The organism is Streptomyces sp. NPDC051183 (genome assembly GCF_040682455.1).
Taxonomy (GTDB): domain Bacteria; phylum Actinomycetota; class Actinomycetes; order Streptomycetales; family Streptomycetaceae; genus Streptomyces.
In genome coordinates this window covers 1-3,029 of record NZ_JBFBBA010000110.1, presented here as the reverse complement: position 1 = coordinate 3,029, position 3,029 = coordinate 1, and the positions used below count along the sequence as shown (strand labels likewise).

Genomic DNA, 3,029 nt, shown 5'->3' with positions numbered 1-3,029 from the left:
ACCGCACGCAACCAGATCATCCTCGCTGACGCGGTTACCGGATGCCCTGACCACGATGGTCTGATCGGCGCCATCGGTCTGGCCGTGCTGGACGGTGTCGGCGTACGACCTAAGCTCCCCAGTCGCGTACGGATGAACGTCCCCAGCTATGTCGCGGACAGGAGCACGGCTGAGGAACCTGGTTGAGATCGTCAGGCCAGCCGGAGACACTCGCGTGATGAGTGACAAGGCACCGCCTGGATCGGTCGAACGAGGTTGGGACGGGCCGTGGTACCGGGTTCGCGCGGAAACCTGGGGGGCATCGTTCCTGCCCAGCTCAGGCGAGGACTTGGACTTGGTGTGCAACGTCGATGTCTTCGTGGACCTTGAGGACGGCTCCAGGTGGAGCGCGACCGTCTTCACGGTGGCAGAAGTCGAACGCTTGATGCAGACCTGGGCAGGTACCGACGAGGCTCTCGGTGGCCGCTACTTCTGGGTCTCGGACGGCCTGATCGTCCGGGATCCGGGGATCGGCAACATGACCCAGGTGATCGCCGGGCTGATCGAAACGGACGAGTTCTCCTCGATCTTCCAGCGACTCGACGGCGACTGATCAGGCCTCCAGCCGCCGAGTGCGAAGTGGAATGTCAGGCCACGTCTGTATCCCGCTCGATGGCCTTGAGCCGGTTCTTGAGCCGGTAGCTCGGTCCGTTGATGGAGATCACGTCGCAGTGGTGCAGGAGCCGGTCGAGGATGGCCGTGGCGAGGACTTCATCGCCGAACACTTGTCCCCATTCGCTGAAAGTCTTGTTCGAGGTCAGGATGATCGAGCCTTTTTCATACCGCTTTGAGATGACCTGGAAGACCAGGTTGGCTTCTCCGCGTTCGAGGATCTCGTAGCCCACCTCGTCGACGACGAGGACGCCCGGCCGCAGGTAGGTGCCGAGCTTGTTGGCCAGCCGGCCGGCGGCTTCGGCGGCCTTGAGGTTGCGGACCATGTCGTCGAGGCTGGTGAAGTAGACCGAGTAGCCGGCCCGGCAGGCCGCGACGGCCAGAGCGACGGCGATATGTGTCTTACCTACCCCCGGCGGACCCAGGAGAGCCGCGTTCGCCTTCGCCTCGACGAACGAGAGCGTGGCCAGGTCCTTGACCTTGCGCGGGTCGAGGTCGGGCTGGAACGAGAAGTCGTACTCATCAAGCGTCTTGTGGTGGGGCAGCCGGGAGAGCCGCAGGCCCTGGCGGAAGCGGCGGTCGTCGCGGACGGCCAGTTCCTCGGAGAGGACCAGGTCGAGGAAGTCGAGGTAGCCCATCTTCGCCTCGTCCGCCCGGCGGGTGAACTCGTTGATGGTCTCAGCGAGGTGGGGCAGGCCGAGCTTGCCGGCCGTGGTGCGGATGCGGTTGCCGGTCAGCTCACTCAAGACGGTTCCTTCGTCGCGCGATGGGTGGTGAAGGGACGGGTGCCGGTCAGCTCGTCATAGACCGACAACGGTCGGCGACCGACCTCGATCCGGGTGGCCGCCCTGTTCAGCAGGGCCTGCAACGGTCCGGGCTCCTCGCCCCGCGGCCGTTCTTGACGGGGCTGGACCGGGATGTCGCCGGTGGTGGTCCGGCGGCCCTTGCCGGTCGGCAGGCCGTCCCAGTGCTTCTCGTCGACGACACGGGCACCGCGGCCGATGGCCCGGGGATGGGTCGCCAGCAGAGTGCTGCCGTGGACGTCAGCGAGGGTCGCATGCAGCATGACCTGGGACTTTGTTGCCCGGACCTCGACCAGCTGGCGAGCGCGGACTCGCCGGGCCGGCACGGAGTAGAGGTTGCCGTCGAAGGCGACCAGGCAGTCCTTGCCGACGTGCCGCAGCTGCCGTTCGGCCACCAGATACGGGGTCGGCGGCAGCGGTTTGAGAGCCGCGTGGTCCCTCGCCGCCCGCTCCGCGATGACCTCCCGGTGCGTCTTGTGGATCTGGGCCCGCCGCACGGGCACCCAGGCGGTGAACGCGGCGTCCATCTCCTCAACGGAGGAGAATGACCGGCCGGACAGAACGTGGTCGCGGACGATCAGGACCTGTCGCTCGACTCGGCCCTTTCCCTGCGGGCGGTAGGCGGCCAGCACGTCGATATCGAAGTCGTAGTGGCCGGCGAAGCCGACCGCCGCTTCTGGATGCAGCGGGACCGCCTCGCCAGGGGCGACGTGGCGGCGGACGACGGTCTTGGTCCGGTCGTAGACGATCGTCATCGGTGCCCCGCCGAAGTGGGCAAAGGCCCGGCGGTGGCAGTCGAAGAAGGTCTGCAGGTCCTGGCTGGTGGTGAAGCAGCAGAACGGGTCCCGTGAGTACGAGAGCGTCATGTGGAAGGAGTAGACCTTCGCGATACCCATGTGGGCGAGGATCTTGCCCTCATCGCCCCAGTCGACCTGGGCCTGGGCGCCCGGGATGACCTCGAACCGGCGGTGCATCCCCGCCAGTTCCTTGGGCGTGATGCCGAGTTCCTCGGCGATCCTGGGCCGGGCCGTCTGAACGTAGAGCTTGACCCGCTGATAGTTCCCGGTGAAGCCGTACTCCTGGGCCAGCCGCTCGTGGATGACCGCGGCCTTCATCAAGACCTCGGCCCGGAGCATCGAGTCGATCAGCGGCCCGAACTCGTCGATCACCCTTGCCCGCGACCGCCCGCTTGGCGACCGCCGCGGAGGGGTCGCTGGCCCGGGTGCCGAGAGGTACTTGCGGACCGTCTTGCGGTCCAACCCGGTCTCCCTGGCGATCTCCGACAGGCTCATCGCCCCGGACTCCAGCAAGCCACGAAAGCGCCGAAGCTCTAGCCAACGCTGTGGATCCAAGACCACTGCCAGCTCCCTCCGCCGCCCGTATCGACCAAGCAGCAGAGTGCCGAGCAGCAGGTCTCACCGCATCAGCAACTGTCCCTTTTCATCCGTACGAGGCTGGGGACGTTCACGTGTACACCGACAACCTTGTCGGTGATCGTGGAGATCGTCTGGCGGGAGACTTCGGCGCCATAGACCTCGGCCAGGTGGGCCTGGACCTCACCGGTCGTCAGGCCCT

General features: G+C 66.5%; 4 protein-coding genes and 1 pseudogene. 2 read left to right on the top strand and 3 right to left on the bottom strand.

Going from position 1 to position 3,029, the window contains the following annotated elements:
* Both AB0M99_RS37635 and AB0M99_RS37630 read left to right on the top strand, forming a co-directional pair.
* On the top strand, window positions 1–186 hold a 186-nt coding region (locus AB0M99_RS37635), incomplete at its 5' end, for a hypothetical protein (RefSeq protein ID WP_365928754.1).
* A 31-nt stretch (window positions 187–217) separates the two neighbouring features.
* Window positions 218–592 carry a hypothetical protein gene (locus tag AB0M99_RS37630; protein ID WP_365928752.1) on the top strand — a complete coding sequence of 125 codons (375 nt, stop codon included), beginning with the start codon at window positions 218–220 and terminating at the stop codon, window positions 590–592.
* Between the two features lie 34 nt (window positions 593–626).
* On the opposite strand, the gene istB is transcribed toward AB0M99_RS37630, so the two are convergent.
* From istB to AB0M99_RS37615, 3 genes and pseudogenes are all read right to left on the bottom strand, one after another.
* Entirely contained in the window at window positions 627–1,397 is a 771-nt protein-coding gene (istB, locus tag AB0M99_RS37625; RefSeq protein WP_138359593.1) for an IS21-like element helper ATPase IstB, read from the bottom strand.
* Window positions 1,394–2,812, bottom strand: a complete 1,419-nt coding sequence (gene istA / locus AB0M99_RS37620) for an IS21 family transposase (RefSeq protein ID WP_365928749.1) — start codon at window positions 2,810–2,812, stop codon at window positions 1,394–1,396. Before istA ends, istB begins: the two co-directional genes overlap by 4 nt.
* A gap of 122 nt (window positions 2,813–2,934) precedes the next feature.
* A pseudogene (locus AB0M99_RS37615) lies at window positions 2,935–3,029 on the bottom strand (transposase); the annotation flags it as partial.

Excerpts from the sequence above, each read along its gene's own strand:
- AB0M99_RS37630 (WP_365928752.1), top strand. The coding sequence starts at position 218 with ATGAGTGACAAGGCACCGCCTGGATCGGTCGAACGAGGTTGGGACGGG.